The 26,611-nt window shown below is 69.3% G+C and carries 26 protein-coding genes and 1 pseudogene; 16 read left to right on the top strand and 11 right to left on the bottom strand.

What is annotated here, in order from left to right; genetic code table 11:
• Positions 1–406 precede the first annotated feature (406 nt).
• The 5 genes from ACFWYM_RS01165 (at position 407) to ACFWYM_RS01145 (ending at position 3,790) form a co-directional block, all read left to right on the top strand.
• The gene (locus ACFWYM_RS01165) at positions 407–1,096 is read left to right on the top strand and encodes a restriction endonuclease (RefSeq protein WP_384828561.1); all 690 of its coding nucleotides are present in this window, start codon (positions 407–409) and stop codon (positions 1,094–1,096) included.
• Between the two features lie 453 nt (positions 1,097–1,549).
• Positions 1,550–1,702, top strand: coding sequence for a hypothetical protein (locus tag ACFWYM_RS01160; protein WP_384828560.1), 153 nt, complete (start codon positions 1,550–1,552; stop codon positions 1,700–1,702).
• Positions 1,703–1,878: 176 nt separating this feature from the next.
• Positions 1,879–2,991, top strand: a complete 1,113-nt coding sequence (locus ACFWYM_RS01155) for a helix-turn-helix domain-containing protein (protein WP_384828558.1) — start codon at positions 1,879–1,881, stop codon at positions 2,989–2,991.
• Positions 2,988–3,368 carry a DUF742 domain-containing protein gene (locus ACFWYM_RS01150; protein ID WP_384828556.1) on the top strand — a complete coding sequence of 127 codons (381 nt, stop codon included), beginning with the start codon at positions 2,988–2,990 and terminating at the stop codon, positions 3,366–3,368. Before ACFWYM_RS01155 ends, ACFWYM_RS01150 begins: the two co-directional genes overlap by 4 nt.
• Before the next feature lie 101 nt (positions 3,369–3,469).
• Entirely contained in the window at positions 3,470–3,790 is a 321-nt protein-coding gene (locus ACFWYM_RS01145) for a hypothetical protein (RefSeq protein ID WP_384828554.1), read from the top strand.
• A gap of 418 nt (positions 3,791–4,208) precedes the next feature.
• Here the strand turns inward: ACFWYM_RS01145 and ACFWYM_RS01140 are convergent, their stop codons facing one another.
• A complete protein-coding gene (locus ACFWYM_RS01140; RefSeq protein ID WP_384828552.1) occupies positions 4,209–5,477 on the bottom strand; it encodes a low temperature requirement protein A in 1,269 nt (422 codons plus the stop codon).
• A gap of 204 nt (positions 5,478–5,681) precedes the next feature.
• On the opposite strand from ACFWYM_RS01140, the gene ACFWYM_RS01135 reads away from it, so the two are divergent.
• Entirely contained in the window at positions 5,682–6,611 is a 930-nt protein-coding gene (locus tag ACFWYM_RS01135; RefSeq protein WP_384828550.1) for an aminoglycoside phosphotransferase family protein, read from the top strand.
• Positions 6,612–6,721: 110 nt separating this feature from the next.
• Positions 6,722–7,573: a phytanoyl-CoA dioxygenase family protein gene (locus ACFWYM_RS01130; protein ID WP_384828548.1), complete on the top strand. Its 852-nt coding sequence runs from the start codon at positions 6,722–6,724 to the stop codon at positions 7,571–7,573.
• Positions 7,574–7,841: 268 nt separating this feature from the next.
• On the opposite strand, the gene ACFWYM_RS01125 is transcribed toward ACFWYM_RS01130, so the two are convergent.
• Complete coding sequence (locus ACFWYM_RS01125; RefSeq protein WP_384828825.1) at positions 7,842–8,384, bottom strand: GNAT family N-acetyltransferase; 543 nt, start codon at positions 8,382–8,384, stop codon at positions 7,842–7,844.
• Positions 8,385–8,651: 267 nt separating this feature from the next.
• On the opposite strand from ACFWYM_RS01125, the gene ACFWYM_RS01120 reads away from it, so the two are divergent.
• Complete coding sequence (locus tag ACFWYM_RS01120) at positions 8,652–9,353, top strand: DUF4232 domain-containing protein (protein ID WP_384828546.1); 702 nt, start codon at positions 8,652–8,654, stop codon at positions 9,351–9,353.
• A gap of 67 nt (positions 9,354–9,420) precedes the next feature.
• Here the strand turns inward: ACFWYM_RS01120 and ACFWYM_RS01115 are convergent, their stop codons facing one another.
• Together ACFWYM_RS01115 and ACFWYM_RS01110 are read right to left on the bottom strand one after the other, a co-directional pair.
• Positions 9,421–10,329, bottom strand: a complete 909-nt coding sequence (locus ACFWYM_RS01115; protein WP_384828545.1) for a LysR family transcriptional regulator — start codon at positions 10,327–10,329, stop codon at positions 9,421–9,423.
• A 298-nt stretch (positions 10,330–10,627) separates the two neighbouring features.
• Positions 10,628–11,224 carry a TetR/AcrR family transcriptional regulator gene (locus tag ACFWYM_RS01110; RefSeq protein WP_384828543.1) on the bottom strand — a complete coding sequence of 199 codons (597 nt, stop codon included), beginning with the start codon at positions 11,222–11,224 and terminating at the stop codon, positions 10,628–10,630.
• A 144-nt stretch (positions 11,225–11,368) separates the two neighbouring features.
• Between ACFWYM_RS01110 and ACFWYM_RS01105 the strand changes: the two genes are divergently transcribed.
• The 3 genes from ACFWYM_RS01105 to ACFWYM_RS01095 all read left to right on the top strand — a co-directional run bounded on the left by ACFWYM_RS01105 (position 11,369) and on the right by ACFWYM_RS01095 (position 13,720).
• Entirely contained in the window at positions 11,369–11,794 is a 426-nt protein-coding gene (locus ACFWYM_RS01105; protein WP_384828542.1) for a RidA family protein, read from the top strand.
• Complete coding sequence (locus ACFWYM_RS01100; protein WP_384828540.1) at positions 11,791–12,960, top strand: alkene reductase; 1,170 nt, start codon at positions 11,791–11,793, stop codon at positions 12,958–12,960. Before ACFWYM_RS01105 ends, ACFWYM_RS01100 begins: the two co-directional genes overlap by 4 nt.
• A 262-nt stretch (positions 12,961–13,222) precedes the next feature.
• Positions 13,223–13,720 carry a hypothetical protein gene (locus ACFWYM_RS01095; RefSeq protein ID WP_384828538.1) on the top strand — a complete coding sequence of 166 codons (498 nt, stop codon included), beginning with the start codon at positions 13,223–13,225 and terminating at the stop codon, positions 13,718–13,720.
• Between the two features lie 28 nt (positions 13,721–13,748).
• Here the strand turns inward: ACFWYM_RS01095 and ACFWYM_RS01090 are convergent, their stop codons facing one another.
• From ACFWYM_RS01090 to ACFWYM_RS01080, 3 genes are all read right to left on the bottom strand, one after another.
• Complete coding sequence (locus ACFWYM_RS01090; protein ID WP_384828536.1) at positions 13,749–14,477, bottom strand: DUF2625 family protein; 729 nt, start codon at positions 14,475–14,477, stop codon at positions 13,749–13,751.
• A 123-nt stretch (positions 14,478–14,600) separates the two neighbouring features.
• Positions 14,601–15,998: a bifunctional folylpolyglutamate synthase/dihydrofolate synthase gene (locus tag ACFWYM_RS01085; RefSeq protein WP_384828535.1), complete on the bottom strand. Its 1,398-nt coding sequence runs from the start codon at positions 15,996–15,998 to the stop codon at positions 14,601–14,603.
• A 623-nt stretch (positions 15,999–16,621) separates the two neighbouring features.
• Entirely contained in the window at positions 16,622–17,224 is a 603-nt protein-coding gene (locus ACFWYM_RS01080; protein WP_384828533.1) for a hypothetical protein, read from the bottom strand.
• 238 nt (positions 17,225–17,462) lie between these two features.
• Here ACFWYM_RS01080 and ACFWYM_RS01075 point away from each other — a divergent pair, with 238 nt between their 5' ends.
• From ACFWYM_RS01075 to ACFWYM_RS01065, 3 genes are all read left to right on the top strand, one after another.
• Positions 17,463–17,780, top strand: a complete 318-nt coding sequence (locus ACFWYM_RS01075; RefSeq protein ID WP_384828531.1) for a cold-shock protein — start codon at positions 17,463–17,465, stop codon at positions 17,778–17,780.
• A 310-nt stretch (positions 17,781–18,090) separates the two neighbouring features.
• Complete coding sequence (locus ACFWYM_RS01070; protein WP_384828529.1) at positions 18,091–18,630, top strand: GNAT family N-acetyltransferase; 540 nt, start codon at positions 18,091–18,093, stop codon at positions 18,628–18,630.
• 585 nt (positions 18,631–19,215) lie between these two features.
• Positions 19,216–21,495, top strand: coding sequence for a TNT domain-containing protein (locus ACFWYM_RS01065; RefSeq protein ID WP_384828527.1), 2,280 nt, complete (start codon positions 19,216–19,218; stop codon positions 21,493–21,495).
• Between the two features lie 195 nt (positions 21,496–21,690).
• Here the strand turns inward: ACFWYM_RS01065 and ACFWYM_RS01060 are convergent, their stop codons facing one another.
• From ACFWYM_RS01060 to ACFWYM_RS01045, 4 genes and pseudogenes are all read right to left on the bottom strand, one after another.
• Complete coding sequence (locus ACFWYM_RS01060) at positions 21,691–22,131, bottom strand: Imm63 family immunity protein (protein WP_384828525.1); 441 nt, start codon at positions 22,129–22,131, stop codon at positions 21,691–21,693.
• A gap of 216 nt (positions 22,132–22,347) precedes the next feature.
• A complete protein-coding gene (locus ACFWYM_RS01055) occupies positions 22,348–22,992 on the bottom strand; it encodes a hypothetical protein (protein WP_384828523.1) in 645 nt (214 codons plus the stop codon).
• Positions 22,993–23,009: 17 nt separating this feature from the next.
• Positions 23,010–23,279, bottom strand: a pseudogene (locus ACFWYM_RS01050) (trypsin-like serine protease); the annotation flags it as partial.
• A 74-nt stretch (positions 23,280–23,353) separates the two neighbouring features.
• The gene (locus ACFWYM_RS01045) at positions 23,354–23,719 is read right to left on the bottom strand and encodes a hypothetical protein (protein ID WP_384828521.1); all 366 of its coding nucleotides are present in this window, start codon (positions 23,717–23,719) and stop codon (positions 23,354–23,356) included.
• Between the two features lie 717 nt (positions 23,720–24,436).
• Here ACFWYM_RS01045 and ACFWYM_RS01040 point away from each other — a divergent pair.
• Positions 24,437–25,741 carry a beta-ketoacyl-[acyl-carrier-protein] synthase family protein gene (locus ACFWYM_RS01040; protein WP_384828519.1) on the top strand — a complete coding sequence of 435 codons (1,305 nt, stop codon included), beginning with the start codon at positions 24,437–24,439 and terminating at the stop codon, positions 25,739–25,741.
• Between the two features lie 29 nt (positions 25,742–25,770).
• Complete coding sequence (locus tag ACFWYM_RS01035; protein ID WP_384828517.1) at positions 25,771–26,541, top strand: ArsR/SmtB family transcription factor; 771 nt, start codon at positions 25,771–25,773, stop codon at positions 26,539–26,541.
• The last annotated feature ends 70 nt before the right edge of the window (positions 26,542–26,611 follow it).

Below are 26,611 nucleotides of genomic sequence, written 5' to 3'. Positions count from 1 at the left end.
TCGCTGTGGCTCTGGCCAGGGAATTGACCCTGGCCAGAGCCACAGTGTGTAGGAGTGTGTCTTACCCCTGCGTTGTGAGTGCGCGGTACCGACTGCGCAAGTCGTTCAACAGCGCGGTGCCTTCTGGAAGCTGCTTCGAGGCCAGTTGCTGGGGCCAGTACGTGGGCGGCGGTTGGTCCGCAGGGAGAGGCGGACATTCCATGGGTGGAGGAACACGAGCGCGCTACGGCAGGAAGGTGTGGCCGTACTCCTGGTGGATGGTGTGCCTTCCGGGCTGGGACAACCCAGAGCCGATGGTTTCGTACCGGATCCGGGTCGAGCAGCGGTGAGCACAGAGGCCCGGGCCTGTCGACGGGGCGGAACGCGACTCTGGCGCTGCGGAGCACGGGCGTTGGGAGGGGGAGTAGTGGCAGCACGACGGCGACGACGGTGCCTGAAGAAGCGGACGCGCAGGCAGCTTCAGGTCTGGGGCGCGGTGGTGGTGGCGGTCGCCGCGGTGTGGGTGGTCGGGCACTGGGCGGCGGTGTGGCCCGTCCTCGTGGCCGTGTTCGCCGTGGCTGTGGTGGGCGGGGTCGGGTGGGGGCTGTGGCGCGCGCGCCGTCTCGCGGTCAGTCAGGACCGCACATGGCGGGCTCAGGAGGAGGCCCGGGAGCGGGAGTTGACGATGACGGAGGTCGACGCGCTGTCGTGGCAGGAGTTCGAGCGCCACGTCGCCGACCTGTGTCGGCGGGACGGCTGCACGCGGGTCGTCGTCAGCGGCAAGAGCGGTGACCTGGGTGCCGACGTCATCGGCTACCTCTCCGATGGCCGCAAACTCGTCGTCCAGTGCAAGAAGTACGCCCCTGCCCGCAGTGTGTCCTCGCAGGAGATGCAGCGATTCGTCGGCACCGCACGGCCCGAACACGGCGCGGACGTCGCGCTGTTCGTCACCACCTGCCGCACGTTCACGAAGGCCGCGCTCGGTCTGGCCGTGCGCCAGGACATCGTGGCCCTGCACCGAGACCTGCTGGGCGCCTGGGTGAAGGGCGCCCACCTGGAGACCCTGATTCCGCTGAACGGGGCGGGCGGTGGCGGCCGGCGGCGCCCGCTGGACTGAGGTCGCGACGGGACAGTCTCGGGCGTAGTGGTCGGGCGCTCGGGCGGGAGCGGTCGGTTGTGTCACGAACGTGTGGTCGTTGAAGAGCGAATGGGCACCTGTAGGCGGGATCTCGAAGGCAACTGAGAGTTACGGACCGGTAGTTGATTGAAATTGACCGAGCCCTTGCATGGAAATCATCAGGAAACCGCAACAGGCCCATTAACACCCTGTAGCCGTGGAGTTCCGTATGGGTGAGCGGGTACCGTCGCCGCGACAACGCAGCCCCGGCCCGGCCGCTAACCAAGACCGGGACTGCATCGCACTGTTGGATCAACCGATCAAGGAGGGCGAATGCCTCCTGACCACTCATGCAGCCGGTTACCGATGGGTCTCCGGCTGTGGGGACCCGAAGCTAGCATTCCTTGGGGAAGGGCAGCTAAACACCGCGTTCTGGTTGACAGCCAAGTCAACGTGTACGCAGGTGAGTTCATTGCGGCCCTGGTCTTGGGCGTCGTGCTGGTCTTCCGCCCGCTCGACGCGCCGTTGGCGCTCGCGGCGGTGCCGTTGCTGGTGTCCGCGCTCGGCGGCTCCTACGCCCGCTACCGGCGCCTTTGCCGCATCTGAGCCCCGCGCTCGGGGAGGAGGCGCCTTCAGGCGACCTCTCCCCGAGCCTCGCGGTCAGCGTGAGGGCGTGATCCCGTGCTGCGACGGGAGCCCGGAATTTCGTCCTCGCCCTTTGTGAACCCCCCATTTAGTGCACCGGTTTTCCGGCAGCACATCCCCGAAAGGGACTACACAGCATGACCCCGAAGGGCCAGGGCGGACTCCCGTGCCCCAACCCGGGCTGCCCCAACACCGTGGACCAGGTCCACGGATCCGGCCGCCCCCGCCAGTACTGCAGCGAGTCCTGCGGCAAGGCGTATCGCAAGATGCGCAGCAAGCTCCCACCCGAGACCGCCGCCCACGACGACTACGCCATACAGGTCGCCGAAGACCTCGCCCACAAGGCACAGCTCCTCGTCCGGCTCGTGCGTGACGCCGGGACGCTCGAGGCACTCAGCCTGCTCGTGGAGGTTCGCGTGGACATCGAGGACATCGAAGCGGCCATCGTCCAGCAGGCCCGTGACCGCAAGAAGACGGGCACCGAGATCGCACAGGCCCTGCACGTGGGCACCGACAAGGTGAGCCGGAAACTGTCGTCGGACGCCACCGCGCGCAGCCGCCAACGCCGCCTCGACCGCACACCCCCCGCCGCACCTGCCCCACCACAAGCACCCACCACTCCCACGGCTCCCGCGCCCCCCATCCCCCGGCAACGCACGCCCCGCCCACCCTCCACACCCCGCGATCCGGGCACCGACAAGGACACCGCCGGACCGCCCGCCGACGGCCCCGCAGCCGCGCTCAGCCGCGCCCTGTCACACCTGCAGCGCACCAGCGGCAAGACCCTCACAGCCCTGGGAGGGGAGGCCGGAGTCTCGACCTCCTACATCTCCCGCATCCTGAGCGGAGAACGCGTCCCCTCGTGGCCCGTGACCCGCACCATCGTCAGCTCCTGCGGCCGCGACCCGGCGATCGTCCGGCCCCTGTGGGACGCCGCCCGCGGCATCCAGGCCCCGGGGCCCTCCACCCTGAACGCCGCACTCCGCGGCCTGCTGCTCGCCGCCTGCACCCCCTCCTACGCCCGCATACGCGCCCGCACCCACAACGCCCTGACACTGGAGGAGATCCACGCCGTGATCGACCAGGCGCAGGTCCCCGAACACTTCGACACGGTCGGCCACCTCGTCAGCGCCCTCGACGGTCAGCCGGAAACCTTCCGCCCCCTGTGGAACGCAGCACGCCAAACGCCCACCCACCACCACGCCCATCCCGCCTGGGCATCCGCCCTCCCCGCCGGGGCCTTCGGATGACCGCCGACACCCTGCATGCCCGACACCCCAGCCGACCGCCCTACCAACTCGCCCTCGAAGCCCTGGTCTTCACCGCGGCAGACGAACTCGCCGTGCAGCGCCGGCCCCCCGCACACCGACAGATCTGCCAGCTGTGCCGCGAAGCCAGATCGGTCGGAGAAATAGCCGCGCTGCTCGCCTTGCCCCTCGGCGTGGTCCGCATCCTCATCGCCGACCTTGCCGAGGCCGGCGACGTCACCATCCACCAACCCGACAGCCACCAACGCCCCGACGGCGCCCCGGACGCAGCGCTCCTGAGCAGAGTGCTCACCGCACTGTGCGGAGACGGACACGCCACGGCACCCGGCCCCGGACCGCTCCTGCGCCCCCTGGCATAGACGCGGCCGCCAACAGCAGCCCTCATTCCGCAGATCAACGCAACGAACCATCCGCACCCGGCCCCGATGACGGGCCCACCGAGCACCTCAGGGAGGGGCTCATGCACGAAAGAGACGCGCGCATGGACAACATCAGCAACACCTACTTCGCCCGATGGCTGCTCGACCAGAGCATCCTGGCCGGGTACGGCAACGACGCCGAGACCCAGGTCGCGATCGTCGTATACGCGTCCATAGCGCTCAACGAGGGCCTGACCCGCGAACAGACCGAGAGTCTCGCCAACGCACTGGCCGTGACACCGCAGGAAGTGACCGCGGCGTACATCAGTGAGATGCGACAGCGAGTCACGGAAGAACTCATGGCCCATCCCGACCTCGTCGACCTCAACGCCCACCTCGACGCGATCGCACGCACCCCGTGAACCCCTCGACTCAGTCCACTCCGGCAACCGCTCGCCGGCCAGGCCATCAGCTCACAGGGGCACCCTCTGCAACTCGCCGATGACCCGCAGGCCGGCCTGCGCTGCCAGCCAGGTCGCACGTCGGGATTCGACCTGCTTCACGTGGACGCACACCTCTTGCTCATGACGTGCAGTCTGCCGACGCGTCGTGCTGCCGCGGGCAGCGGCCTCTTGATCCGGCGGCCGGAACGGGCACGCTATTGCCGTACACCGACCAGAAGTTCACCGTCACAGAGAACGTGCCGCCTGGTCCGGGGTGGCATGCCGGACCGGCTGGCGGGCTGACGAACTTTGACTCGTACCGCCGTCCCGCTGGACCGCACGGCAGCACGGATGCCGCCCAGGCGAGCGCGACCGCCACGGGGAACCCATGCCCCGCCTACTGCGCACTGAGCCGGTCCAGCATCCGCTGCTGGTGACGATGGCCGATCGTCTCGTACCCGATCACGGTGACGAACGGCGCGAGCATGACCACGAGCAGGCACACCGCAACGGACACACCGGCCACGGCCAGCAGCACCGCGGCAAGGAGCACGGCGACGGTGAGGGAGATCAGGAGCAGGTGGAAGCGGTCGCCCACGGAGACCAGCAGGGTGTGCAGCAGGTAGACCATCAGGAGGTAGAGGCCGACGGGCAGGGCCAGGGTGAGGACGACGGCCGTGCCGGAGATCTTCGCGTGGTGTTCCATGTACAGGCCCGCCACATGCAGGCCCGCCCCGGCCCCGGCGACGCCGACGAACAGCGGGATGTGGCCGTAGCCGAAGAGGTATCCGCGGCCGCGGCGGTGGACCAGGATGTCGCCGAACGGCGTCGCGAAATACACCCACCACATGCCGAAGGTCAGGCCCACACCGGCGATGACGACGGCAATCGCGTTCCAGGTCCAGTGCGTGCCGTCCCCGCCGCCCAGGAGGTCACCGGAGGAGGCGACCGTGCCGACCACGCCCTCCCCGAGCGTGATGATCGCGAACAGGCCGTACCGCTCGGCGACATGGTGCGGGTGCCAGGGCGTGCCGCCCGCGGAGCCCTGGGTGAGCACCGGCAGGACGAGTTCCAGGACTCCGAGGACGCCGAACGCCACGAAGACGGCGACGGTCGGCCAGTGGGTGAAGGCCACGACGATCCAGCCGACCTGGGCGATCACCGTCCAGCGGATGTTGGCCATGCCGACGTCGTGGAACGGCGGGGACTCCCGGGCGGCGCGCCGCCACTGGAGCACCATCGCGATCCGCATCACGACGTATCCGATGACCATGGCCCGCAGTTCGAGGTGGCGGCCCTCCTCGACGGAGTGGAACATCGCGGGGAGCCCGAGCGAGAAGACGACGACGCCGATCATCTGCAGCATCGTCAGTGCGCGGTAGAGCCAGTCGTCGGTGGCGAAGGCGGAGGCGAACCAGCTGAAGCTGATCCAGGCGACGCTGATCGCGAACATCGCCAGCACGAAGGCGGTGACTGCCTGACCGGAGTGCCCTCCGGCGACCATCTCGGCGAACTGGGACGCCGCGGTGCCGACCGCGACCACGAAGGTCAGATCGAAGAGCAGCTCCAGAGGGGAGGAGACCCGGCCGTGCTCCTCCGGGTCGCGGCCGGTCATCGGGACCAGCCGCCGTGAGAGCCCATGTGTGCCGTGCTGGGGATCATTCATGGGCAGCATCATTTCCGGTGCGACGGCCGTGTGCGCTCGCGCCGCACGGTACGGGCGCACATGGCCACCAGAGTGGCGCCGACCGTCGGGGGTTGGACGCCGACGTCCAAGTAAGCCAGGTCGGCGGCACCAGGATGCGCAAAAGCCACCTCCTCTCTGAACCTTGAGGCCGCTCCGCCTGCCGCCTCAGTACTGTGGCGTCGCATGACCGACGCCGAGATCGAGATCACCGCAGACCTGGTCCGTGACCTGCTGCAGGAGCAGCACCCAGACCTTGCCGGGCTGGCCGTCCGCGAGGTGGCGGGCGGCTGGGGCAATCAAATGTGGCGCCTCGGGGACGAGTTGGCCGTGCGGATGCAGCGCATGGACCCCACCCCGGAGCTCCAGCTCAAGGAGCGGCGGTGGCTGCCCGTGCTGGCCCCGCGGCTGCCGCTCCCGGTGCCCACCCCGGTGCGGTTCGGCGAACCGTCCGAGCGCTTCCCCAAGCACTGGACCGTGATGACGTGGGTTCCCGGCGCGCCGCTGGACCACGCCTCGATCAGCCGCGGTGTCCACGCCGCCGACACACTGGCGGGCTTCCTCCGGGCGCTCCACGTGGAGGCGCCCGCCGAAGCGCCGATTCCTACGGACCGCGGTGCCCATCCCCGGAACTGCACGGACGGCTTCGAGGGCTTCCTAGCGGCCGTTGCCGTTGCCCTCGACGGCATCGCTGCCGACGCCGTCCGGGCCGTCCGGGCCGTCTGGAGCGACGCCGTTGCGGCCCCCGCGTGGGAGGGCCCGGCGGTGTGGGTGCACGGCGACCTCCATCCCGCGAACGTCGTCGTCTCGGACGGAACCCTCGCGGGCATCGTCGACTTCGGTGACCTGTTCGCCGGCGATCCGGCCTGGGACCTCGCCGCCGCATGGGTGCTGCTCCCCGATGGCACGGCCTCACGGTTCTTCGACACGTACGCGCGTGCAGACGAGGCGGCGATCCGGCGCGCCCGCGGGCTGGCCGCCATGAAGTGCCTCTTCTTGATGCTCATGGGGCAGAACGGAGACCGGGGACTTCCCGGTGGCAAGCCGAACTGGGGACCTGTAGGCCGGGCGGCACTTGATCGTGTTCTGAAGGATCGTGTGCTGAGGGGCGATTGACGCACGCCTGGGGTTCTTCCAGAGGGCACGAAGCGGCTCGGTGAACACCCGACAAAGGCGGTGCGGGGAATGTCGGGTGATCGGGGGCGGTGGCGCCGCACGCTGGGGGCATGGATGACACGACTTTGGTATCCCGGTTCCTCCGCGACGGCTTCGTGAAGCTGGAGGGCGCCGTCGCGCCGCGCGTGGCCGCGGACTGTGCTCGCCTGCTGTGGCGGGAGACGGGCTGTGACCCGGACGACCCGTCGACGTGGACGCAGCCCGTGCACTGGGTGCCCGGTATGGGGCAGGGGCCGTTCGCCGCCGCGCCCAACTCCCCGGCCCTGCACCGCGCGTACGACCTGCTCGTCGGTGCGGGACGCTGGGAGCCGCGCTACTCGCTGGGTACGTTCCCGCTGCGCTTCCCGCACGAGGAGGAGCCGGACGACGCGGGCTGGCACATCGAGGGGAGCTATCTGCCGGAGGGCGAGAGCTGGTACTTCACCAACCTGCGATCGAGGGGGCGGGCGTTGTTGATGCTGTTCCTGTTCAGCGAGGTCGGTGCGGACGATGCCCCGACCCGGATCCGGGTCGGCTCACACCTCGACGTGCCGAAGGTCCTTGAGCAGTACGGGGAGGACGGGGCCAGCGGGCTGACCCTGGCGCCCGACCTGGTGGCGGCGTCCGACCACCGGCCAGTCGCTCTCGCCACCGGGTCCCCGGGCGACGTCTTCCTGTGCCATCCGTTCCTGGTGCACGCGGCGCAACCGCACCATGGGACGCGGCCGCGCTTCATGGCCCAGCCGCCGCTGATGCCGACCGGACCGTACGAACTGGAGCGGGCCGACGGCGCGTATTCACCCGTGGAGATCGCGATCCGCCGAGGGCTGGGGCAGGACACCCCTGGTCGCGACCACCGGGGCGCCCATGAGTGGGACGGTGCTCATGGCGACGGCGCAGAGCAGGCGGAAATGGCTCCCTGAACCGCCAACTGGGCCCAGACAACCGCAGCTGCGCGGTCAAGGCGCTCCAGTACTCCATCAAACGCTGCGGCTCCATGAACCCTGGCCATCGTCACGCCCTTTCCCGGATTTCCTGGATTTCCTGGATTCCCCGGATTTCCCGGCTGTCCCGGTGAAAGCTATCGAGCGTCCGCGGCTTCATGGGCGCCGTTGGCTCGGCAGACTCGGCAGACTCGGGCCGGCGGCGACCTCCCCGACTAGGCCGTAGAAGCGGCCCAGTCCCCCCCCATCAACGAGTGGTTGTGACGTACTGCTCCGACGACAACTCGAAAACCCGCACCCGCCGACCGCCGGTGGGACTGACGGTCTCACGGACCGGACGCATCCCCAGTTTGGCCATGATCCGCTCAGAGGCGTCGTTGCCCACTTGAGCGATGCTGACGATCCGCTCCAGCCCTCGCTCCTCGAACCCGAACCGTACGGCGGCCGCAGCGGCCTCGGTGGCCAAGCCCTGCCCCCAGTGGGAACGGCCCAGCCGCCAGCCGACCTCAACCGCCGGGAGCACCTCCGGCAGGAAGTTGGGCACCGCGAGGCCGGTGAACCCGGCCAGCTCGCCGGTGGACCGGATCTCCACGGCGAACAGGCCGAAGCCCTCTGACTCCCACTCGCTCTCCCACGCCTGGACCCCGGCGCGAGTCTGCTGTTCGTCACGGACGCTGCCGTCACGGATCCACCGCATGACCTCGGGGTCGGCGTTGATGGCAGCCATGGGCGCGATGTCTTCCTGGCGCCAGCGACGCAGGATCAAACGGGGAGTCTCGAGCGTGACCATCACATCAGTCTGGATCACAGATGGGCTCTCCGTCATCCTCACCAGGCACTTTCGATACGCCTGGCACCGAGCACCGAGCACCGAGCACCGAGCACCGAGCATCTGCCCGGTGAGGCCATGCGGGCGTGCGGGTGTGCGGGCGTGCGCGGTCAATTCGCCTGTGACAGAACGAAGACGTCGCGGGCGATCTCCTGTGACTCGGTGCGGGATACAAATGCTTTCGACCGCAACGACCAGACGCACCGCACCTGTTCCGGGGGGAACACCATGAAGCTCACCCGCACCGCCGCGCTCGCCGCCCTCGGCCTCGCCGCCACCCTCTCGCTGACCGCCTGCAACGGCGACGACACCGCGCAGGGCTCGTCCGCCGACAAGGGCTCGTCCTCGTCCTCGTCGTCCGGCGGCGGCGCGCAGTCGGACGGTGGCGCGAAGCAGCAGGACGGTGCGAAGCCGGAGGGCGGCTCGGGCACCGGCGGCTCCCAGGCGGACGACGGGAAGGCGGGTTCGGGCAAGGGCGCCGAGGCCGGTGCGGCCGCAAACGGCGGAGGCAAGAGCGGCGGCAAGCTCCCCATATGCAAGACCGCGGACCTGGCCATCGACGCCGCGGACGCCGCGCCCGACGAGACCTCCGGCCGCATCAACATCACCATGATCAACCGGGGTTCGGCCACCTGCTCGGCCACCGGCTTCGCGGGCGTCGACATCAAGGACGCCGACAACACCTCCAGCCCCATCGAGCGCGGCCAGGCCCAGCCCCGCGTCACCACCCTGAAGCCGGGCGACGCGGCTGTCTTCAACCTCGCCTACGACATCGACAGCAGCGGCAACAGCCTCGCCTCCCCCACCAACATCGAGGTCACGCCCCCCAACGAGACCCACTCCGTCACCCTCGACTGGCCCGAGAACGCCGGCGCCATCAAGGGCGCCTACACCGACGTCCAGGTCTTCCCCACCCACACCACCGAGTAAGAGCGGTGCGCGCGGGCAGCCCTGTCAGCGACGCTTGCGCTTGGCGCGGCCGTTGCCCGGCAAGGGCTCAGCGCAGGGGGCGAGTGTCCGGCGGGCTCACGCTCCGGGACCGCGTGAGGTGGTCGATCAGGGCTGTGGCCGCCGGGTTGCGGGGGCTCGGTCCGCGCCCCGTGAGCACGACCGTCCGTCCGGGCTCGGGCTGGCGGATCCGTACGCACGGCAGCCCCGCGTCCTCGCCGATGCGCCGGGGCACGAACGCGACCCCGATGCCGGCCCGGACCAGGGCCACGAGCATGCCGATCTGCGTCACATCGCACGTGATGTGACGCTCCAGCCCGCAGTGTGCGGCCAGCCTGCGCACCGCGGTCTCCAGGCCCGTCCCCGCACGGAAGTCGATGAAGGACTCCTGCGCCAGATCCCGGAGCAGGGTGCGCCCCGCGCTTGCGAGACGGTGACCGGGAGCCGTGATGAGCACCAACTCCTCGTGCCAGGAAGCGAATTCCACCAAGCCGTCGGGGAGCGCGGCGGCATCGGGCGCGAGGTAGGCGAGATCCAGTTCGCCGGCGCGCAGCCTCTCATAGAGATCATCGACCGGAGCGTCGCGCACCGACACCTGGATGCCCGGCCAACGTTGGTGGAACAACGCCAGCTCCGCGGGCAGATCCACGCACGTGAGGGTCTGGATCGTCCCGATGGACACGCGCCCGGTGGCCAGGCCCGAGACCGCCGCCACCGCCTCCCGCGCCGCGTCGGCCCCCGCGAGCAGCGCCCTGGCCTGCGGCAGCAGTGCCCGTCCAGCCTCGGTGAGCACCACGCGACGGCCGGTGCGGTCGAACAGGGCCGCCCCCAACTCGCGCTCCAGATTGCGGATCGACGTACTGAGCGCAGACTGCACGATGAGTTCCGACCGGGCGGCGGCCGTGAACGTGCCCTCGGTGACGACCGCCACGAAGTGACGTAGTTGGCGCATCTCCATTCATCGACTCTATCGATGGCAGACAGCGAAACGATCTGTTGGACCGACTGGAGGGGGCCGCTGGATCCTGCTGGGTATGGATCGCGTACCCGCCTTGTGGACCGCTGCTCACGCTCCCCGACTGCCTGCCCCCTTGCGGGCTTTCGCCCGCCAACTCGTCCGCCTCCGATGCTTCATGCGGGAGCTTGCCCTGGCGGATCACACACCGTTCGGGGGGTACTAGGGTCACGCCATGGGGGTGGGGAAGTAGGGGGCAGGGTGCATAGCTGTCACCAACGAGCGGCCGTGCGCCGGTCGTTCACCCCGCGTCCGGCCGGGGCCGCAGGCCGAGCAGGACGTCCTGGACGAGATCGGCGCTGCGCCTGACTGCGTCGTCGCCGAAGCCCAGGAAGTGCCGGTAGTGGATCGGCGCGTAGAAGAGGTCGATCATCACGTCGGTGGGCACGTCGGAGCGGAGCTGCCCGGCGGCGACGGCGGAATCCAGGCGGGCCCGGCACTCCGCGATGCTGGGCTCGAGGATCGTTTCGCGGAACGCCTTCATCAGCGCGGGGTCGTTCTGGGCCTCGCCCATGACGCCCCTGAATGCCGCGCTGATCCTGCCGGTGATCAGCCGCTGGCTCACCGCGGTGATCTGGGTCGTGAGGTCGGCGGCGATGTCACCGGTGTCGGGGAAGGCGAAGTCGTCGCCGAGCTCCTCGTTCATCGCCTCCAGCACCACCGCGCCTTTGGAGCTCCACCAGCGGTAGATCGTGGGCTTGCCCACGCCGGCCTGGGCGGCGATGGCCTCGATGGTCACCTTCGCGAAGCCCTTGCGGCGCACCAGGTCGAACGCAGCGTCGAGGATCGCCCGGCGGGCGCGTTCGCTGCGCCGTTCACTGTTCGGGTCGGGGGTCATGGCCTCAGCCTACCGCTCGCGTGACGTTACGTTTCGTTTTGACAGTGGGTTCGGGATGATCTAGCTTCCCCTGACGTTACGGAACGTTTCGTAACGCAGCCGTGTGGGGGCCGGTTCCGGTCCCTGCCGAGACAGGGGAGAGGCATGTCCAGCAACGAGAGTGCGGCCACCGTGGCGCGCGTCGAGAAGATCGCGACCACGCCGGACTGGTACGCGCCGTACCGGATATCGCAGGCCGTCCGGGCCGGGGGCTTTGTGTACGTGTCAGGGCAGGCGGGGTTCCAGGAGGACGGGACGACCGTCGAGGGCGGGTTCCTGGCGCAGGGGCGGCAGGCGTTCGGGAACGTCGGACGGGTGCTGGAGGCGGCCGGCCTGGCCTTCGCAGACGTGATCAAAGTCGGCATCTTCGTACGGGACATGGCGACGAACCTCCCGCACGTGATCACGCTGCGCGGCGAGTTCCTGGCCGAGCCCTACCCCGCCGACACCCTCGTCGAGGTCGTCTCGCTGGCCCAGCCCGACTGGCAGATCGAGGTCGAGGTCATCGCGCTGGACCGGAGTGCCGCATGAGCGCCGGGGCCGTGACGGGAGGGACGCGGGACACGGAGATGCCGGAAGAGCTGGAAGAGGGTGTGGGAATGCGGGAGTTGCTGGAGCCGTACCGGGCGGGCCGCCTTGACCTGGCGAACCGGGTGGCGATGGCTCCGATGACGCGGGGCCGGGCCGACGACGTGACGGGGGTGCCGAGCCCGTACGCGGCGACGTACTACCGGCAGCGCGCCGGAGCCGGGCTGCTGATCACGGAGGGCGTGTACGTCAACGCGCTCGCCAAGGGCGGCCCCGGCATTCCGGGCCTGGTGACCGACGCGCAGACGCGCGGCTGGCGAGAGGTGACGGACGCGGTGCACGCCGAGGGCGGCACGGTCTTCGCCCAGCTGTGGCACGTGGGCCGGATGACCCACCCGCTGACGCTGCCGGACGGCGAGCTGCCGGTGGCCCCGTCGGCCGTCGCCATCGAGGGGAAGCAGATCTTCACCCGGGACGGGCTGCTCGACCACGTGACCCCGCGTGCGCTGACGGCCGGTGAAATCGCGCAGACGGTGCGGGACTTCGCGTCCGCGGCCCGGCGTGCGATCGAGGCGGGCTTCGACGGCGTGGAGATCCACGGCGCGAACGGCTACCTCATCCAGCAGTTCATCGCCGACAACACCAACCTGCGCACGGACGAGTACGGAGGCTCGGTCACCGGCCGTCTGAGGTTCGCCACGGAGGTCGTCGAGGCGGTCGTCACCGAGGTCGGCGCGGACCGCGTGGGCCTGCGCATCTCGCCGGACAACGCCGAGAACCAGCTCGCCGAGGCCGACGCACGCACCACGTACCGTGCGCTGGTCGACGCACTGGACCCGCTGGGCCTGGCCTATCTGCACGTGCTGGAGAACGGCGCGTACGGAGCCATCGCGGACCTGCGGACGCGCTGGTCGGGAACGCTCGTCGCCAACACGAACGGCCCGGTGCCCAGCAGCCCCGAGGCGGGGGCGCGGTGGGTGCGGGACGGGCACGCGGACGTGGTCGCCCTCGGCCGCCTGTTCATGACGAACCCGGACCTGCCCGCCCGCCTCGCCAACGGCACCCCGCTCGCGGGGCCGCCGACGGAGAACCTGTACGGGGGAGGGGCGGAGGGGTACATCGACTACCCGGCCGCGACGGACGCCCCCAAGGCCCCGGCAGTCGCATAAGCCGCCCGGTGCGCGGCCCGCCCCTCGCAGGGATGCTGTTGGCCGATCCGAGCCCGACCGCACTTCGCCCCGCCGCTGTACGGCGGGGCGAAGTGCTGTCACAGGGTGGGGGCGGGTGCGGGCCGGGGGATCAAGAACTCGCCAAGTACGCGGCCGGGTTACGCCGCTGCGCCGCTTTCCGGCCCTGGGCGGCGAACCTTGCGCGCCCAACTCTCAGGAAGAGTCGGGGAGATGGAAGAGTCAGGGAGATAGAGTCACGGAGATGACGGCGTCCGATTCCTTCGAGGGGCATGATCCTCTCGGCCTGATCCTGATCATCCTGGCCGCGCTCGTCATCGTGCCCACGCTCGCCGTGTACGGCTTCTCGACCCTGGCCCGGCAGGGCATCAGGCACTCGGGCACGAGGGTCGTGCTCCGCGGATTCGCCGCTCTCGCCGCCGGTGCGGCAGTCGCCGTGTACGCGTGGGGCGTCGTACAGCTCGCTCTGATGGTCGGCCCGGAGCAGAGCAGTGCCTGCCAGGACGCGGTGGGGGGAGCGCGAGCCGCCTCCATCGACCGTTATGAGGGCAGCTACCTCCCGTTGCAGCTCAACTGCCATGTCCCGGACGATGGCATGTACTCCGCCGATGTCATCCCTGGTTACGTCAATCCGGGCGCCCTCGGCCTCGTGCTGACCGCCGCCGTACTTGCCGTGTCTTCCGGCCTGGCACCGGAGCGGCGCACCGGGGGCATCAACTCCGCGAAGGAAGCGTCCGGTTGAGGATGCCGAGTATCTGGTGCCGCATGGTTCATGCGGCTCCGAGGAAGCCCGGGTCGGTGCCGGCGAGTTGACGGCACGAGTCGCGGCTCAGGCCCAGGAGTTCCGCCATGGGCACCGCACGACGGCTGGTCGCCCGCAGATCCTGGCGGGCCTCGGCCGACCACAACGGCGGGAAGAACGACAAGCCCTGCCGGCCGTTCAGCGCGGAGACTTCATTGCGCCAGCCGTCCCACCGCACGGCGCCGTAGAACTCCTCGAGTCCCCCGGAGAGGATCCAGGACAGCCACGCCGAGTGACCGGCGCCCAGGGCCGTCCAGCCGAGGGCTTCGGGGGCGAAGTAGAGGATCTCGCCCGGCTCTCCGGGCCGCCCGGCCGCACGGGGGTTGCCTCCGTTGAGAGTGAAGACCCCGCCCAGCACGTCGTGTGCGATCACGAGACCCGCTCCCGGGCTCCATGCCGGATCGAACACCGGGGGCATCGCGTTGACCTCGGCCAGGCCGGGCAGCGCTTCGGGTTCCGCGCCGCGCGGGCTTCCGAAGATCCTGAGCCACCCGTCGTCCACGAGCAGACCGCCGCAATTGAGCACGGTGCCGCCCAAGTTCGACCGTGCGGAGACCTGGAGTTGGAGGAGGGTGGCGCGGCCGGTCCCGGCATCGCCGGGCAGCACCTCGACGGGTACGTCGCTGCCGGACAGCTCCTGCGTGAGGAGTGGCCAGGCGGGGTCCTCGACGTCGATCAGCTCATTGACCTCGCGCATGCCCGCATCGTCGCACCAGCGCCAGGGGCTCACTCCGCCGGGGCACCCGTACAAGGAACGGGACAGACGTCCGTCGGGGCACCCGTACAAGGAAGGCGGGACAGACGTCCGTCGCGAGCCGCCTCACGCGGGCTGCAGAGCGAGCGCAGCGCGGGTTTCGCCTACGAGCCGCAGCGAACCGAAGACGACGACCAGGCCGCCGGGCCCGGCGAGTTCGGCGGCTCGGCGCAGCGCCGACGAGGAGTCTTCGGCAGTCAGACACGGTCCCTGGCGGCCGGGAGAGAGCCGACTGCGCAGGGTGGCGGGGTCGGCGGCCTGGTGCGAGCCGGTGCGGGTGAGGACCAGGGGCCAGTGGGAGGGGAGTGGGGCGAGCATGCCGGAGACGTCTTTGTCGTCCATCGCGGCGAAGACCAGCACGGGCGGTTCCGTATGGCCGTCGGCCCGGGCATGGCGCAGGATCTCCGGAGCTACGGTCGCGACGCCTTGCGGATTGGTGGCGCCTTCCAGGAGGACGCGGCCCGTCCAGTCGTCCAGCCGGGCGTGGGGGACGAGTTCGAGGCGGCCGGGCCAGCGCGTGGCCGCCAGTCGTGCGCGCAGCTGCTCGCCGTCCGGCTCGCGGATGTGGCCGCGTTCGGCCATCGCGTCCACTGCGGCGATGGCGACCGCGAGGTTGTGGTGCTGGTGCGCACCGGTCAACGGGCAGGGCAGGTCACGGTGCACGGCGCGGGGAGTGGAGACATCGACCAGGGTTGCCGGGCCGTGGCTGCCGTGGCTGCCGTGGCTGCCGTGGCTGTCGTGGCGGCTGTTGTGACCGTGGTGGTCGGCTGCACGGGCGGTGTAGTGGATCTCGTGGCCCACGCGCCACACGGACAGTCCCGTCCGCTCCTTGAGGACCTGCTCCGCAGCGGCGGCGGCTTCGGGGACCAGGTGTCCGAGAACGACATGGTCCCCGTCCTGCGCGGCTGCGACCTTGGCCTGGGCGATCCGGGTCAGGGAGTCGCCGAGCAGCCGGGTGTGGTCGAGTCCGATGCCGGTGACGACCTTCACGTCCAGGCCGAGTTCCGCGGCCGCCGCCCGGCTCCCGCCGATGCTCGCCTCGGCCACCGCCAGCGCAACCCCCGCCCGCCGGAAGTGCACGGCCGCGGTGGTCGCGAAGATCCCCTGGGACAGGACGGGCAGACCGTGCCGCTCGATCGTCTGCCAGACCTCGGTGAACGCCGCGGTGTACTCGGCGCGCGTGACGGGAACCCCGTCGATCCGGATCCGCTCCCTGGGCTCCTGCAGGTGCGGGCTGGGCATGCTGCCCACCCGCGCGCCGGTCGCGGCCACCGCCGACACGGCCAGCGCACACGTCGACCCCTTGCCGTTCGTCCCGACCACCAGCATCCCGCGCAGTTCCCGCTCAGGGCGGCCGAGCGCCTCCAACAGCCGGGAGACGTTCGCCTGTCGCACCTCCCGAGGAAGCCCGTAGGGGTTCTCGTGCACCTTTGCGAGCAGGTCTATGCAGCGCTGGTAATCCATCCGCCGGATCATGCCACTGGGCGCGATGGGACAGAAGCGGTGAGTGAGGAACCCTGCTCTCAGCAGCCCTTTCTGGACACTTGGTAACGCCCCCAGGTGCACGCCGCAACGGGCTTTGGCCTTCGAGCGCCCGGCTTCGGCTGCGGGAACGCGGCATGCGAAGGGGGAGTTTCGAGACAAAGAGTGGCTGAAAATTCCCAAGGAAAGTCGCGTAAGGACTCGGCGGCTTCTCACTCTCGCGCGCGATATAGGGGTGTGGCATTCCCGCACCACACGCGCTTTCCGTGACGCCGGAAGGTGGCCCCAAAGCGGGCCCGCGCCGGTGAGACACCTGATGTGCTGCACTGGCCGCATGACACAGGCCAGGGAGAGCAGGAAACGGCACCCGCAGGTCGAACTGCGCTGTGGTGGGCTGCACTTGACGATCGAGCGCGTGCCCGCGTGGCTGATCACTGCGGTCAGCGCGGCAGCCGGAACGGGAGTCGCGTGGTGGACGAGCCGATGAGGCCACCGTCCCGTCGGACAGGGGAGGCTCGGGCGTGGCCGAAGGGGCCGGGTATCGCCCCCCCCGGCCCTCGACTCCCGGCTCCCGGCCCCGGCCCTCGGCCCGCCGAAGACGCCTGTCAGTCGTTGAGAGCGACCTTGGTGGTGGTGACCGGAGCGGAGACACCGCTGCGCACCGCGGCCTTCTTCTTGTACGGGTTGATGGCGTACTTGAAGTGGAAGCCCACCGTCGCCTTGCCGGGCTTGTGACCGACCTGCACCTTGAACACGCAGGTGCCGGAGAGGTTGTAGACCTTCTTCTTCTTGTGCGGGTGCTTCTTGCTGCCCACCGTGGAGTGCCACTGGTAGCCGACCGGGATGGGGTAGTGCTTGTCGTGGTACTTGCCGTTGAGACCACTGGCCTTGCAGCTCATGGGGCCGCGGGCGATGGCCTTCAGCTTCTTGTTGGTGACCTTGAAACTCCAGGCCATCGGGTAGTACTTGGGGTGCTTGCCCCGCAGATCGACCTGGGCGTGGAGAACTCCGGCCTTCCGCTTCGCCTTGGGCGTCGAGTAACCCTGGTGCTTGGGCGTGAAGACGGTCTTCAGTTGGTCGTTCGCCGCGGTGGGTGCCGCCGTGGGGGCCGTCGGGGCGGCCTCCGCGAGACCGACCGCACCGAGGGCTATCGCGGCGGCCGTTCCGGTCACGACGGCCATACGGCCGACCCTGTTCACGTACGTCATGTGTGGTCCCCCTGCGTGAGACGTCGGGCACTTGCGTCCCGAGCACTCCACACCAGCGTGAACACAGCGGCAATTGTCCAAAGGGGCAAGTGAGCGCCGTACTGGGCGTGGGTAACGATCAGTCAATGGGCGCATAGCAAAGGGCCGTTGACACTCCCGCCAACCCACGGCCAGAATGCGCACGCCATCCAGACGATCATGCGGATGCACCGTAGGAGGAGCCATCAGCAGTCACCCGGTGCGCGGCACCGTCCAGTCATGGGACGACGAGTTCGGCTGGGGTGTACTGACCTCGCCCGCAGTGCCGGGTGAGATCTGGGCACACTTCTCGGCCCTGCGCACGGACCCCGGCGCGTTCGCTTCCCTGACACCCGGCGAAGCCGTCTTCTTCACCTGGGAGGAAGCAGAGCAGGACGGCTACCTCTATCGCGCGTTGCGCGTGGGGCGGCCCGGTGGCCCGGAGGTGGACTGGGACGACGACGATGACGGTGACGACGATGACGGTGACGAAATGGACTGGGGGCCCGACGTCCGCATTGAGTTCGATCGCGAGTGAGGGCCGGTCCCGTCATGTAGGTGGTGCGTGATGAACTCCTGGACGCGGAGCAGCAGTCCGCGATGGCGAACCTCCGGAGAACAGATCGCCGGTTCCTGCAGCAGGTGGCTGGAGCAGCCCGTGGTGAAGTCGAGCAAGGGGCGGCGCAGCCGAGGGGCGTGCCTCTCCTCGTAGAGGGAAACCAGCGGGTTCGCAGAATCTGAGAGCTGCTTGAGGCCGAACCCGCTGCTGGTTGGGTGTTTGGGCGGGTGAGGCGCGCGAGTTGGTGACGCTCTTGATCGCTGCTGAGCCTGCTGGTTGGGTGGCCAGCATGACTGAGCTTGGGTCCGTCGCCTGGCCGCCTGCCCCGATAAGGACCGAGCGGCTCGTGCTCCGTGAGCCCGAGGCCCGGGACCGTGCGACGTTCATTGAGCTGCTGGCTTCGCCAGAGGTGCACGCCTATCTCGGCGGTCCCCGCCCTCGCGACGAGCTTGAGCGTGAGATGCCCGGGGTGCCCGGGCGGTGGCCCGGGAGTTTCGTCGTTGATCTCGATGGGGCGATGATCGGTCAGATCCTGCTCAGGCGAGCAACGGAGCACCGTCGCGCGGCTGCCGTGGGAAAGGTCGATCTCGGCTACCTGTTCCTGCCGCGAGCGTGGGGATTCGGGTATGCCGCCGAGGCGTGCGCGGCGGCACTCGATTGGTTCGACGGTGTCCTTCCCGGCGAGCCGATGGTGCTCGCCACCCAGACCGCCAACGTCAGCTCGATGCGCCTCGCGGCGAAGCTGGGGTTCACCGAGGTAGAGCGGATCCATGCCTGGGACGCCGAGCAGTGGCTCGGCCTGCGGTCCCCGGTCACGTCCTCCTCTTGAGCTCGTGCTCGTCAGTGCTGCGAGGGCGGAGCCCAGCGCTGACGAAACTCATGAACAGCCTGTCCTGTCGGAGCTGGGTGAAGTTGATACCGATGCGGTCGCGGAGCGATGAGAAGTTGGCGATGCCCACTGGCGGACGGTTGATGTTCCGGTCAGCGGCTCGCAAGCTCGCCGCCAGACGTCGGCGCCGAGCACCGGACCGGGCGGCAGGTACCGATCTCACCCAGCGTCTGACGTAAGCGGGCACAGGCCACAGAGTTCCCTAAATCGAGCATTACGAATCAAGAATAATCAAGCGGATATGGCGGGAATGGGCGACTGAACACCACAGGATCTGTATATCGGGCAACAAGGGTGAACGGGGTTAATGGTGATCAACCCCTATGGCGGCCAGGGGAGTTGGCGAGTTGATGCATTGTGACCCGGTTCACGCGGCCGAAACCGCATTGGTCCAGACCAACGGGTAGAGTCCCGTGATCTGTGCGGGGGATAAGTTCCGCATCAAGTCAAGCGAACTGGACCACAGTGAAAAGCTCCATATCTAGACGTTCTCCCAGAAAGAGAGCGTCTTTCGTCGCCGGCGCCATGGCCCTGGCGACACTTCTCGGCTCCGCAGCGGCCAACGCCGCCGCCCTCGACGACCCGCGGACCACAGCTGCCGCCACCGCCACCGGTGACCGGTCGTCGGCCACCGCTCCCACCGACGAGCGGCCCTCAGCAACACCACCCCACGTGTTCGATGGGCGTGCGGCGGCCCAGGCGTTCGGTGCCCCGGGCGCCGCGGCCAGCGCCAACCGCGCGCCGAACACTCCCAAAGCACCCGAAGTCGGCCCGCCCTTCAAGCAGGCATCCGGCGTATGGCAGACCAATACGCTGACCCCCACCCTCCGCAACACCGTGGTGGACCCGGACAAGGACAAGACGACCAGCACCTTCGAGGTGTGGACCGTCAAGGCGGACGGCACCGCCGGGTCCAAGGTGAACCTCACCGACGACAACAAGTACGACGTGCTCGTCTCCGGGTACGTCGCCTCCGGCACGCCGGCCTCCGTCACCGTCTCGAAAGGGAAGCTGAAGGACGGCTGGACCTACCTCGTCCGCTCCTCGGCCTACGACGGCACCGCGTACGAGGCGGACTGGTCCCCGTGGTCGAAGTTCAAGGTGGACGCGCCGGATGACCGTCCGGTGGCGCCGTCCCGCGTGGCGAACAACGGCAAGCCCGGCGAGTTCACCGTTACCCTGCCCGCCGGCCACAAGGCCCGCTGGGTGGAGTGGCAGCTGGACAACGGGGCGTGGACGCGGGTGGACGCGGCCGGCAAGACGTCGGTGACCGTCGACACCGGCCTGCGAGCCGGCGGCGCCCCCGTCACGGCCTCCCACACCCTCAACGTCCGCACCGCGCACGACACCGGGACCTCCGACACCGTTCCGGTCAAGTTCACCGGCAATGGCTCCGACAACAACGGCGACCCACGCGATGACGTGCCCGCCGATGTGAAGGCGAAGTGGCAGCAGCTCGCCAAGGAAGCCCTGGCGAGCTACGACCGCGAGCAGGCCAAGATCGCCGACATCAAGGCCCACGGCCTCACGGACAAGGACGGCGAAACCGACGGCGGAGCCGCCTCCGCGCTGCGGCAGTTGAAGCGGAACCACATCGCCCTGCCGGACAACGGCTACTACGGTGTGCCGCGCGAGTTCATGGCCGCCCGCGTCTATGACGACCGCACCCCGAACAACAACCCCACCGTCTCGACGGTCGGCGGGTGTGAGGGTGCCCTGCACTGCACGCAGAAGTTCCGCCTCGACTACGTGCTGAGCGTCGACACGTTCTACTGCACCGCCGCCGACGTCCCGGCGGGCATCGGCAGCAAGTGCCCCGAGAAGGACATCCGTTGGACCGGGTTCTCGTCGGAGTCGCAGACCGAGGAGTTCAGCCGCGAGTACAACCGCATCACTGACGGCTGGGACAAGTTCATCGGCCAGATGCTCGGGGACCTGCCGAAGACGTTCATGCAGTGCGTCTCCGGCGACACCTCCGGCGGCGAGCCGCCCGTCGTCGCCGCCCCGCCCGTCGCCGCCCCGCCGTTCGCCCGGGCCACGGCCGAGCAGTGCGCCGACACCGGCATGCAGCTGGGCTCGCTGGTCACGCTGGGCCGGATCGGCAGCTCGGCGAAGGTCACCACCGACCCTCTCGTCGAGGTCAACTTCACGGCCGCGCAGATCTCCAAGGCCAAGCTCGCCCTGAACGACCTCAAGGCCGGCGTGGCCACCAACCAGTACGCCAAGGCTCTGTCGTCGATCATCGAATCCGCGATCAAGGGCGACAAGACCGGCGGACTCTCGTTCGCTTTCAAGCAGATCGTCGACCTGCCGAAGATCACCGAGAGCATGCGGCCCGAGGCCAAGGAGCTGATGAACGGCTACAAGCCGCTCGGCAACCTGACCATCGGGGAGTGGTTCCACCGGTACTGGAACACGAAGGAAGGCTGGTTCGAGTACCCGCCGCGAGACGGCTTCGAGGGTGCGTCCAAGGCGCACTTCCCGAAGGTCGGCGAGCACATGGACCGCTTCGGCTCACCGAAGGGAGGCTTCCTCGCGCCCAGGGACGGCACCCCCTACAGCGAGCGGGCCCTGCCCCCGTCCAATGTCAACGCCGATGCCAGCGCGAAGGGCCCCGGATACCACGCGTACAGGTGGTCCAGGGACTGGGGGCCGGCGGAAGTGGAGAAGTACGGCAACATCCAGGGCGGGAAGATCGCACCGTGGTTCGGGCAGCCGGGCGGCGGCACGCAGTACCTGCTGCCCAAGGGCGTCGACGTCCAGTGGCTCCTGGACAACAAGTACATCGTGGAAGTGACGGGCTGAGGGACAGCCTGTGACTCGTGACTCGTGACTCGTGACTCGTGACTCGTGACTCGTGACTCGTGACTCGTGACTCGTCCGTGTCCTGTGCTCGGCCGGTGTCGACGTCCGCGTGACGGGCAGATGGCACCGACCCGGGGTTGCGGGGTCCGAGTCCGGTGGGAGGGGATTGCTTCGGCGCCCCTCCCACTTCCGCGTTCAGGGGCCGACAGGATGGCGGTCGACGTCTTGCAGGCTGAGGCCGGAGAACCGCGTCTCGACGGTGGCGCGGAATCGCTCTGCCCAGGCCGGGTCGACGGTGTTCAGCAGCTGCAGCTGCTTGGCGACCCATGCGATACGGGAGTCGAAGTCCGGGTCCTCGACCGATCCTGTGCGGTGTTCGAGTTCCCAGCTTCTGGCCAGGCTGGACGTTTCCTCCTCGGCGAGCTGATACAGGAAGGCGTCGAGGTCGGTGAAGGTGGCGATGAGATCCACGTGCGCGCGTTCCCGCACGAGGTAGTGGACCTTCCCGTCCCGCAGCTCGGCGTAGGGCCAGCCGTCGAGGGGCGGGTGGAAGGGGATCACGGTGTCCGGGGAGACATGGAGCGCGGCGGCGATGGCACGGGCGCCGGCGATGATCTCCGCCTCAGTAATCGTCATACTGACATTATACGGGGTTGGCGGACGGCAGGATCGCGCCCCGGTTCGGCCGGCCGGGCAGCGCCCGAACGGCACGGCCGACTCCTCCCGCCCCCCCTCGCGGACCTGAGTACTTCCGGCAGGGCCGCACGTACCTCACCCCGAACACCCGGACCCAGGCTCGAAAATGTGCCGAGCCGGGGTCCGGGTGCCGTTGTGGAACGCGGGGCCAGGGGACTACTGAACGCTGGTCCCGAAGCGGGAGCCCTCGTTGGGGATGCCGTCCTTGCCCGGCTGGAACACCGTGGTCGGCTGCTGCGGACCGCCGGTCAGCGTCGTCCACGGGATGGAGTGGACCGCGCCCTTGGCGGCCGGACCGAACGGGGTGCCGATGTAGAGGCTGGTCGGCGTGGCCGTGAGCGTCGTACCGAGGTACTGGTTGGTCTTCTTCGGGCCGGGGATGCCGTTGCTGCCGATCTCGATCCAGCGGTCGCCGTCGCCGGGCTTGCCGATGGCCGAATAGGTCTGCACCGCGCCGGTGTTGCTGATGCCCTCCAGGTCCTCGCCGGGCGAGCCGAAGGACAGGCTCTGGTCGATCTGCGCGCTGCCCTTGCCGCCGCCGTACACGACGCTCACGGAACCGGCCTGCTTGTGGCCGCTGACCGTGTTGTACGGGTCGCCGATGGCGATGTCCTCGACGCCGTCGCCGTTGAAGTCGACGAAGCCGGCCTGGCCGGTCTGCTCGCCGACCCAGGCGGCCAGGTCGTCGGTGCGGGACGCGACCGCCTCGGTGGACTTCTGGGCGGGGCCGATGCCGAAGCAGCCCGCCTGGTCGGAGCGGGGGGCGAGGGCGGCGATCTGCGGATGGTCCTCGCTGCCCACGGCCAGCGGCGCGCCGGCGTCGCCCGCGCAGATCGCGTGACCGGCGCGGACAGCTTGGCCAGGACCACATCGCGGTCGCCGCGGGGTATCAGCTTGACGACCTCGCGCTCGGACCCGGCCTTGCCGGTCAGGTCGGTGCGCCCGACGACGGCCTTGGTGGGCGACTTGGGGGCGCCTTCGGGGACGTCGATCGAGGCGGCGGGGCGCTTCGCGAAGCAGGACTTGGCGGTCAGCAGCCACTGCGGGGCGACGAGGGCACCGGTGCAGGCGCGGTCGCCGCCCCCGATATCCAGGTGCGTACTCCGGCGAGCAGGGGTTACGTGTTACGTGGGTGCGAGCGAGCGCTCCGTACGAGCAAGGGCTACTTGGAGGTGCGGATCTCCAGGAGGAGGTGTTCGCGACCGTTCGGGTCGGCCGTCTCACCGACCGGCTTGAAGCTGTTCTTGCCGACCGCGACGTCGGTGTTCTTGCCCTGGGCGCTCAGCTTGAGGTCGGCGTCCATGGCGGAGGTCTTCACGCCGTAGACGACCGGGATCTCCATGGTGAGATGGCCGGACGAGCCGGTGGTGCGGAAGCAGATGCTGTCGTCCTTGCGCGAGTAGATCTCCATCAGCCCGCTCGCGGAACCGCACTCGGCGAGCGTGAGGTGACCGTCGCCGCGCTTGAGAACGATGCCCTTGTCCCTCAGGATCCGGTCGGCGCCAGGGTAGTTGAAGTCTTCGACCACGTAGCCGGGCTCCTTGTCGGCGGCCGCGGCCGTGCCGATGACGCGGGTCCTCCGTATGCGATTCAGTAAAGCGATGCATGAAGGCCAGTACAGCGACGATTCCCAGGCCCAGAACGATCAGCAGTGCCAGACCGGCCGTGACCCATACGAACATCTCCAGTGACTCGGCCAACCCGTAGCCGCGTGTTGCAGCACTCACGGTGAGTCCGAGCGCCGCGATACCGGAAGGGACGATGAAGAAGAGGGGGATGACCGCCTTCTGCCTTGCCTTCCGGATGTACGGCAGCATCGCCGTGCCGGGAAGAAAGGATGACTGCCGACCGCTCGGGGAGCCCAACTCCCGTCGATGGCGGCGAATATGACTCAGCGGCTATCCGTCCGCGATGCAAGGGGCCTTTTCAAGGGCTGTTGAATATGTCCCATCGCCTCTATCCCGCATCGCCGATTTTCGTAGAGAGCTACGTGGCGTCGCCCATGTCCGCCACCAGCGGCAGGAGAGCACCCGACCCCGATACGGCGGTCGACGCTGCCGCCCGCTCTCGTTTCGCCACCGAGTGTTCAGGCCACCTCTGTATCCGGCCGCCGAGAAACACCGTGCCGCTCGCGGAACCGGTCCGGCACTCGCCGAGAGGGATTGTTTGCCAAACCCTCTCGATGAGTGCCGATGTTATGGTTTTGAATGTCCGCGTTTGTCCCGTTTATCAACTAGGACGCGCCATGTCAGAAGCGAGCGTCGCCCGCGGTCACGGCACCCGCGTCGTCGTCACCGGAATCGGCCTCATAACCCCGCTGGGCGGCACCGCATCCGCCACCTGGGACGGCTTCATATCCGGCATGAACGGCGCGGTGGCCCTGGGGGAGGGCTTCGACGATCTCCCTATCTCCATTGCGGCACCCGCCGCCCTCGACCCCCTCGACGTACTGCCGCGCGCGCAGGCGCGGACGATGAACCGCAGCACGCAATTCGCCGTGATCGCCGCCCGGGAGGCGTGGAGTGACGCGGGTCTGGACCGGCTGGACCAGCAGGCCGTCGACCCCGACCGTCTCGGGGTGAGTGTGGGGACCATCATCGGGGGTGCTCCCGTCTTCGCGGACGCCAGCCATGTGCTGCGCGACAAGGGGCCTCGTCGGGTGTCGCCGCACACGGCGCCCATGACCGTTCCGAACGAAGGTGCCGCCCGGATCGCCATCGACCTCGGTGTACGGGGTGAGGCCCGCACCGTCGTCAGCGCGTGTGCGTCGGGTTCCGAGGCGATCGGGCAGGCCATCGACCGTATTCGGTTGGGCCATGTCGACGTGGTGGTCGCCGGTGGTACCGAGGCGTGCATCAACAGGACGATCATGGCGGCCTTCGCCTCCATGCGGGCCCTGTCGGTCGGTGCCGATGGGCCCAAGCGCGCGTCGCGCCCCTTCGACCGGGACCGGGACGGATTCGTGCTGGGCGAGGGCGCCGGGCTTCTCATCCTTGAGTCCGAGGAGCACGCTCGGCGCCGGGGCGCGCGCGTCTACTGCGAGGCGGCGGGGTGGGGGATTTCGGCCGACGCCCATCACATGACGGCGCCGAGGCCCGACGGCTCCGGGGTGCTGGCGGCTCTGCGGAAGGCTCTCGCTGACGCCGGTGCCACCGTGGACGACGTCGCCCACGTCAACGCGCATGCCACGGCTACCCCGCAGGGAGACCTGGCCGAAGCAGTTGCCCTGCGTGCGCTGCTGGGTGACCGGGGCGCACGCGACGTGCCCGTCACGGCGCCGAAGGGGGCGATCGGTCATCTGCAGGGTGCGGCGGGAGGGGTCGAGGCCGGGCTCGCCGTACTCACGGCACATCATGAACTGATCCCTCCGACCGTCGGTCTTGAACACCCCGACGACGACCTTGGCTTGGATGTCGTCACGGGCAATCCGCGCCCGCTTCCGGCGGACCGGGACATCCTGCTCAGCAACTCCTTCGGCTTCGGCGGACACAACGCCGTGCTGGCCTTCCGTCGTCTCGGTCGAGGGGGCAATCATCGAACTATTCGGTGAATGGCGAAGTGATGGGTCATCCTGGAGGCATGAATACCGCCCCCAAGGCTCTCAAGGCTCCCCAGGATCGCCCGGCTCTGCAGGTCGATGCGAGTGAGTCCGCGCCGCCCGCCGCCCGCCTCGCCGCGCTCGCCGCAGCGCTCGCCGACGAGACTCGAGCGGCCATCTGCATGGCACTCCTTGAGGGGCGGGTCTGGACAGCGGGCGAGCTGGGGCGGATCGCCGACGTCGCGCCGTCCACCGTCAGCGGGCATCTGGCGAAGCTGAGTGCCGCGGGGATCTGCGTGACCGAGCGGCAGGGGCGGCGCACTCACGTCCGTATCGCCGATGCGGCCACCGCGCGGCTGGTCGACGGCCTCGCCTCGCACGCCGTCCCCGGCCGGGACGCCGCGCACGCGACGCCGGTGGTGTCCGCCACCGACCCACTGGCGCGTGCCCGCACCTGTTACGACCACTTCGCGGGGCGTCTCGGTCTGGCGGTGACCGACGCCCTGGAGGCGCGTCAACTCCTGCGTACGGATGGGGTGTTCGAGCTTACGGAGGAGGGGCGGGGCTGGTTCGCCGAGGTGGGGGTCGATTTTGGTGGCGCTGGTCGGCGGCCCGTGGCCAGTTCGTGTCTGGACTGGACCGAGCGCCGCCGTCACTTCGGAGGGGTGGCCGCTGCCCGCCTGTGTGCCCGGGCTCTGCAACTGGAGTGGGTCGTACGGCCGGTGGAGGGCGGCCGGGGGCTCGTGGTCACCGATGCCGGTGAGCGAGCCCTTGAGCGGCTGCTGGGGATCGATGCGAGCGCGTGGGCGTGACGGTGCGCAGCGGAGGTCCGGGCGGGGTGGGGGTGGGGGAGACGATGGCGGCACCGTACGCCTTCAATAT

Source organism: Streptomyces sp. NPDC059009 (genome assembly GCF_042740175.1).
Lineage (GTDB): Bacteria > Actinomycetota > Actinomycetes > Streptomycetales > Streptomycetaceae > Streptomyces.
The sequence above is the reverse complement of the archived record's forward strand: the minus strand, read 5'-3'. Positions and strand labels throughout refer to the sequence as shown.

Excerpts from the sequence above, each read along its gene's own strand:
- ACFWYM_RS01155 (WP_384828558.1), top strand. The coding sequence starts at position 1,879 with ATGACCCCGAAGGGCCAGGGCGGACTCCCGTGCCCCAACCCGGGCTGC.
- ACFWYM_RS01150 (WP_384828556.1), top strand. The coding sequence starts at position 2,988 with ATGACCGCCGACACCCTGCATGCCCGACACCCCAGCCGACCGCCCTAC.
- ACFWYM_RS01145 (WP_384828554.1), top strand. The coding sequence starts at position 3,470 with ATGCACGAAAGAGACGCGCGCATGGACAACATCAGCAACACCTACTTC.
- ACFWYM_RS01140 (WP_384828552.1), bottom strand. The coding sequence starts at position 5,477 with ATGAATGATCCCCAGCACGGCACACATGGGCTCTCACGGCGGCTGGTC.
- ACFWYM_RS01135 (WP_384828550.1), top strand. The coding sequence starts at position 5,682 with ATGACCGACGCCGAGATCGAGATCACCGCAGACCTGGTCCGTGACCTG.
- ACFWYM_RS01130 (WP_384828548.1), top strand. The coding sequence starts at position 6,722 with ATGGATGACACGACTTTGGTATCCCGGTTCCTCCGCGACGGCTTCGTG.
- ACFWYM_RS01125 (WP_384828825.1), bottom strand. The coding sequence starts at position 8,384 with ATGGTCACGCTCGAGACTCCCCGTTTGATCCTGCGTCGCTGGCGCCAG.
- ACFWYM_RS01120 (WP_384828546.1), top strand. The coding sequence starts at position 8,652 with ATGAAGCTCACCCGCACCGCCGCGCTCGCCGCCCTCGGCCTCGCCGCC.
- ACFWYM_RS01115 (WP_384828545.1), bottom strand. The coding sequence starts at position 10,329 with ATGGAGATGCGCCAACTACGTCACTTCGTGGCGGTCGTCACCGAGGGC.
- ACFWYM_RS01110 (WP_384828543.1), bottom strand. The coding sequence starts at position 11,224 with ATGACCCCCGACCCGAACAGTGAACGGCGCAGCGAACGCGCCCGCCGG.
- ACFWYM_RS01105 (WP_384828542.1), top strand. The coding sequence starts at position 11,369 with ATGTCCAGCAACGAGAGTGCGGCCACCGTGGCGCGCGTCGAGAAGATC.
- ACFWYM_RS01100 (WP_384828540.1), top strand. The coding sequence starts at position 11,791 with ATGAGCGCCGGGGCCGTGACGGGAGGGACGCGGGACACGGAGATGCCG.
- ACFWYM_RS01095 (WP_384828538.1), top strand. The coding sequence starts at position 13,223 with ATGACGGCGTCCGATTCCTTCGAGGGGCATGATCCTCTCGGCCTGATC.
- ACFWYM_RS01090 (WP_384828536.1), bottom strand. The coding sequence starts at position 14,477 with ATGCGCGAGGTCAATGAGCTGATCGACGTCGAGGACCCCGCCTGGCCA.
- ACFWYM_RS01085 (WP_384828535.1), bottom strand. The coding sequence starts at position 15,998 with ATGGATTACCAGCGCTGCATAGACCTGCTCGCAAAGGTGCACGAGAAC.
- ACFWYM_RS01080 (WP_384828533.1), bottom strand. The coding sequence starts at position 17,224 with ATGACGTACGTGAACAGGGTCGGCCGTATGGCCGTCGTGACCGGAACG.
- ACFWYM_RS01070 (WP_384828529.1), top strand. The coding sequence starts at position 18,091 with ATGACTGAGCTTGGGTCCGTCGCCTGGCCGCCTGCCCCGATAAGGACC.
- ACFWYM_RS01065 (WP_384828527.1), top strand. The coding sequence starts at position 19,216 with ATGGCCCTGGCGACACTTCTCGGCTCCGCAGCGGCCAACGCCGCCGCC.
- ACFWYM_RS01060 (WP_384828525.1), bottom strand. The coding sequence starts at position 22,131 with ATGACGATTACTGAGGCGGAGATCATCGCCGGCGCCCGTGCCATCGCC.
- ACFWYM_RS01040 (WP_384828519.1), top strand. The coding sequence starts at position 24,437 with ATGTCAGAAGCGAGCGTCGCCCGCGGTCACGGCACCCGCGTCGTCGTC.
- ACFWYM_RS01035 (WP_384828517.1), top strand. The coding sequence starts at position 25,771 with ATGAATACCGCCCCCAAGGCTCTCAAGGCTCCCCAGGATCGCCCGGCT.